Source organism: Ferrovum sp., from assembly GCF_027317285.1.
GTDB lineage: Bacteria > Pseudomonadota > Gammaproteobacteria > Burkholderiales > Ferrovaceae > Ferrovum.
In genome coordinates, this window is record NZ_DAHVHV010000084.1 from 1 (window position 1) to 5,182 (window position 5,182).

The following is a 5,182-nucleotide window of genomic DNA, read 5'->3' on the forward strand; positions in this document are numbered from 1 at the left end:
GCCCGGTTGATCGACGTACGGACTCATTCCGAGTTCATTTCGGGACATATCGAAGGGGCCATCAATCTTCCGCTGGATCGGTTCAATCATGACATTCATCAGCTCATCAAGGATAAAAGTACCCCTGTAATCCTGTACTGCCGCTCGGGCGCACGCTCGGGTCACGCCCTGTCTGTCATGCACCAACTGGGTTACACCCAGGTGTTCAATGGAGGCAGCGTGGGAAGTTTGGCCTTGCGCATGAAGAAGGCGGTCAAACGAGGCGTTTGAAGACGCCAAGGGGCATGCCGGCTTTTTCGGGTATGGCTATCTGTGCTAACATGGCGCCAGTGACGGGCCTGTTTTGGTCATGACAAAAAACGGAAATTGACCTCTTAATCGATGCTCTGGCGGGTGCGTGTGAAGAAAAAAGGGTATATGCGCGCGCTCCTGTTGGCGTTTTTACTCCCTCTCCTGATGGATTTTGCCTGGGGAGAGGAGGCGGAAGGCGGCAGGGTTGTCGTACCCATTCTGCTCTACCATCGCTTTGGTCCCGTGGTTGCGGACTCGATGACGGTCAAAACTTCAGTCTTCGCTTCCCAACTTGAATATCTTCGGGTACAGGGTTACACCGTGATCCCCCTGCGCCGTCTGGTTTCCTCCCTTGCAGGAAAAGCGCCGCCCTTGCCTGATCGCTCCGTCGTGATCACCGTGGATGATGGCCATGAATCCGTATTTACGGACCTGTATCCGCTGGTCCGCCGCTACCACATTCCCGTTACCTTGTTCATTTATCCTTCGGCCATCTCCAACGCCCGTTATGCCCTGACCTGGCAACAATTACAGGAAATGAAGGGCAGTGGCCTCGTGGATATCCAATCCCATACTTACTGGCATCCCAACTTCAAAAAGGAAAAAAAACGCCTGACTGCTCAGGAATATGAGAATTTCGTACATCGTCAACTGCTCAGATCCAGAGAGGTCTTGCAAGAGAAGTTGGGCGGGACAGTGGATATGCTGGCTTGGCCCTATGGGATCTATGACGATGAACTGATCGAGGATGCCAGGCGGGCAGGGTATGTCGCAGGATTTTCCATGGTGAGACACCCGGTTACCCGAGCCGATCCCATGATGGCCTTGCCCCGTTATCTGATGATCGACCCGGTTCAGGGCGTCTTGTTCGAAAAATTGCTTGCGGAATCTTCCCGTTTCCGGGAGGTAAGAGAGAATCGACCGTGAAGAGCCTCAACCGCCGTGTTTCCCTTCTTTTTCTCCTGCTTCTCTGGAGCATATCGAACTCCGTGTCCGCCCTGACGCCGCCCTATGTGGGGACCGTACTGGATGCCGAGACCCGGAAACCCATCGAAAATGCCTTCGTGACGCTTGGCGCCACCGTCGTACGAACCGATCCCAACGGAAGGTTCACCATCGATGGCCGTGGCGAGCAGTTGGGGATTCGTGCTTATGGACATGTCCGTCGTGAGATCCCCCTGGTCAATTTCAACCGTGACAGATCCGTGTTTACCCTGAGCCCTTTCATCCCCAAGGCTCTCTATCTTTCATTCTATGGAGTCGGGGACAAACGGTTGCGTCAATCTGCGCTCGGCCTCATTCAGCATACGCAAGTGAATGCGCTGGTGATCGACCTCAAGGGAGATCGAGGGGATGTCTCTTTCAAAAGCGTCATCCCCCTGGCGACACAAATCGGTGCACGAAAAATCACGACCATCAAGGATATCGATGCGCTGGTGAACGAATTGCACGCCAGGGGCATCTACCTCATCGGAAGAATCGTGGTGTTCAAGGATGATCCCCTGGCCAAGGCTCGGCCTGATCTGGCCCTCAGAACGGCGGAGGGGGCCATCTGGAAAGACCGGGAGGGGCTGTCGTGGCCCGATCCATTCAATAAAACGGTATGGAACTACAATATCGATCTGGCAGAAGAGGCGGCGCGCGCAGGATTCGATGAAATTCAGTTTGACTATGTTCGCTTCCCGGATTCCATGGAACCGGTGTATCCGGTACCAAATACGGAGGAAAACAGGGTCGAGGCCATCACCGGGTTTCTCGCCTCGGCAAGGAAAAGACTCGTTCCCTATAACGTTTTCCTGGCCGCGGATATTTTCGGGTATGTGGCATGGAATACCGATGATACCCATATCGGTCAGAAGTTACAGAACCTGGCCGAAGTCCTGGACTATCTGTCCCTGATGCTCTATCCCTCCGGATTCAAGTTCGGAATACCCGGCTACCTCGATCCCGTCCAGCATCCGCGCGAGATTGTCCTGCTTTCCCTGGAGAGAGCACAACAACGCAGCGGATTGCCGGCTCTTCGTTTTCGGCCCTGGCTTCAGGCATTCCGGGACTATGCTTTTGACCGAAGATGGTTCCGGACACCTCAAATACGGGCGCAGATCGAGGCAGCCGAGCATTTCGGCAGCGATGGATGGATGCTGTGGAACCCGCACAACCTCTATGGCGATGGTCTTCAGGACCAGCCAAACTCTGGGCGCAACGTGTTCACCCCATGAAAATTGCCGCCCTCATCTGGTTGGAGATCTTTCTCCTGTGGGGAACGGCGGCCTTTGCACAGAACCCCGGCCAGATCGATGCGACCGCGCTGGATCCCATCGGGGCATTGACCCAACGCGAAATTCAACTCGGACGAATTCCCGGTGCCGTGGTGTTGGTGGGCAACCCCGAGGAAATTTTATACCGGAAGGCATTCGGCCTGAGCGCCCTGAAACCGGAGCCCCGTCCGATGACGGTGGACACCCGTTTCGATCTCGCCTCCCTGACCAAGGTCGTGGCTACCACCACGGCCATCCTGCAGTTGATGGATCAACAAAAACTCCGTCTGGATGATCCCGTCGCAAAATACTGGCCGGAATTTGGCGAGAATCACAAGGAATCCATCACCATCCGGCAGTTGTTGACCCATTATTCAGGCTTGCGGGCCGATCTGGACTTGACCAGGGCATGGTGGGGTTATCCTGCAGCCCTGAGTTTGATCGCTGCAGAAAAACCTCTCGTACCGCCGGGCAGTCAATACCTGTATAGCGACATCAATTTCGAGATTCTGGGAGAACTGATACGACGGATCTCCGGCATGCCTCTGGATGTTTATTGTACCCGGTATATTTTTCAGCCTCTGGGCATGAAGAACACGGGTTTTACGCCGCCCCTGACATCACGCCCGAACATTGCCCCGACCGAATATCTGAATGGGCGACTGCACTGGGGTGAAGTACACGATCCCACGGCATACCGTATGGGCGGGGTTTCAGGACATGCAGGGCTGTTCTCCACAGCGGATGATCTGGCAATTTTTGCCCGGATGCTTCTCAACGGAGGAAGTGCGAAGGGAGTTCGAATTCTGAACCGGCGCACCGTGACGCAAATGACTACCCCTCAGTCACCGCCGGGCATGACCGAGTTGCGCGGACTGGGTTGGGCATTGGCAGCCCCTTTTGCCACCAATCGCGAACAACTGCTTCCGCTGGGGGCTTATGGTCACCTGGGATATACCGGTACGCTCCTGCGGATAGATCCCGTCACCCACACATTTCTCATCGTCCTGAGCAATCGCGTACACCCCCATGGAAAAGGCAACGCCAATCCCTTGCGCCGGGGGATCCTGGCCATCGTCTCTGCCGCGTTGGGACCACAAACCAATGAGCAGATACTTGCCGCCCGCCCAGGCGTGGCCGCTTACCGCCAACGAGCCGCCGCATACCCTGTGATTCATCCCGCCACACAAGTCGTCACCGGACTGGATGTTCTGGAAACCGAGAATTTTGCCCCTCTGAAGGGCTTGCGCGTTGGCCTCATTACCAATCAGACCGGCGTGGATGCGGACGGAAATCGCGGAGTGGATCTGTTATTCCACGCGCCCGGCGTCAGCCTCACCAAAATATTCAGCCCTGAACATGGTCTGCAGGGCAACCGGGATGGAAAAATCCCCTCGGAAAGGGATGCCGGTACGGGACTGCCGGTGTACAGTTTGTACGGCGAAACCCGGAAACCCACCGAAGGGATGCTCCGGGATATCGATGCCCTGGTGTTCGACATTCAGGATGCCGGGGTCCGTTTCTACACCTACGCTACCACCATGGCCTATGCCATGGAAGCCGCTGCACGCAGGGATATCGATTTTTATGTCCTGGACCGACCGGACCCCATTGCTGCAAACATTGTACAAGGCCCGATGCTGGAGGCAACCATGACCTCCTTCACGTCCTATTTTCCGCTCCCGGTACGACACGGCATGACCATCGGCGAACTGGCCCGACTTTTCAACCAGGAAGGCCATATCGGCGCCAGATTACACGTCATTGAAATGCGCGGTTACCGACGGCGGGACTGGTACGATGAAACCGGCATTCCATGGATTCCTCCTTCCCCCAATCTTCGTACCCTGACCGAAGCGACCCTCTATCCGGGCGTTGCGCTGGTGGAAGGCGCCAATGTCAGCGTTGGACGCGGCACCGATACCCCTTTCGAACTGCTGGGTGCGCCGTGGATCAACGGTCAGAAACTGGCGGACGCCCTGAACCGGCGCGAGATTGCAGGCGTGTTTTTCATTCCGGCAAATTTCACGCCTGACGACAGTCGCTACGCCCGTCAACCCTGTCATGGCGTGCGCTTCCTGTTGACGGATCGACGCGAACTCGACTCGCCATTCCTAGGAATAGAACTGGCCAGCACCCTCCATCAACTTTATCCGGAACAGTTCCACACGAAGGAAATCCTGAGCATGGTAGGATCCCCTTCGTGGGTGCAGGCGATTACCGACGGGAAGGACCCGAGATCCATCGCATCCCAATGGCTGGGAGGCCTCAGGGAATTTTCCGCATTGAGGAAAAGATTTCTGCTTTATTAGAAGGGGATTCCCTTTCCAGCCAGATTGCGGGCCACGAAATCCCAATCGATCAAGCCCCAGAAAGCTTCGATATAACGGGGGCGTTCATTGCGGTAATCGATGTAATAGGCGTGCTCCCAGACATCGCAGGTCAGAAGCGGGATCTGATTCCATTGCAGAGGATTTTCGGCATCGTTGCTATTGCGAATGGCCAGTTTTCCATCTTCCGTCTTGACCAGCCAGGTCCATCCTGCGCCAAACTTTGTGGCGGCAGCTGTTTTGAACTGCGTGGCAAATTGGTCGAAGGAGCCAAAATTCCTGTCGATGGCGGCGGCAAGTTCT

General features: G+C 55.8%; 5 protein-coding genes. 4 read left to right on the forward strand and 1 reads right to left on the reverse strand.

The genetic code is table 11. The features are described 5' to 3' along the window. The 4 genes from M6F29_RS11215 to M6F29_RS11230 form a co-directional block, all read left to right on the forward strand. Positions 1-270: rhodanese-like domain-containing protein (locus M6F29_RS11215; RefSeq protein ID WP_298159874.1), on the forward strand; the 270-nt coding region annotated here is incomplete at its 5' end. A 147-nt stretch (positions 271-417) separates the two neighbouring features. Next, complete coding sequence (locus M6F29_RS11220) at positions 418-1,218, forward strand: polysaccharide deacetylase family protein (RefSeq protein ID WP_298159876.1); 801 nt, start codon at positions 418-420, stop codon at positions 1,216-1,218. Beyond that, positions 1,215-2,510: a putative glycoside hydrolase gene (locus M6F29_RS11225; RefSeq protein ID WP_298159879.1), complete on the forward strand. Its 1,296-nt coding sequence runs from the start codon at positions 1,215-1,217 to the stop codon at positions 2,508-2,510. Before M6F29_RS11220 ends, M6F29_RS11225 begins: the two co-directional genes overlap by 4 nt. Then, positions 2,507-4,861, forward strand: a complete 2,355-nt coding sequence (locus M6F29_RS11230; RefSeq protein WP_298159882.1) for an exo-beta-N-acetylmuramidase NamZ domain-containing protein — start codon at positions 2,507-2,509, stop codon at positions 4,859-4,861. The genes M6F29_RS11225 and M6F29_RS11230 overlap by 4 nt, the downstream gene beginning before the upstream one ends. Here M6F29_RS11230 and M6F29_RS11235 read toward each other — a convergent pair. Further along, a partial coding sequence (locus M6F29_RS11235; RefSeq protein WP_298159885.1) for a superoxide dismutase occupies positions 4,858-5,182 on the reverse strand: 325 nt, incomplete at its 5' end. The genes M6F29_RS11230 and M6F29_RS11235 overlap by 4 nt on opposite strands.

Coding starts and splice junctions, on each gene's coding strand:
- M6F29_RS11220 (WP_298159876.1), top strand. CDS start 418: ATGCGCGCGCTCCTGTTGGCGTTTTTACTCCCTCTCCTGATGGATTTT.
- M6F29_RS11230 (WP_298159882.1), top strand. CDS start 2,507: ATGAAAATTGCCGCCCTCATCTGGTTGGAGATCTTTCTCCTGTGGGGA.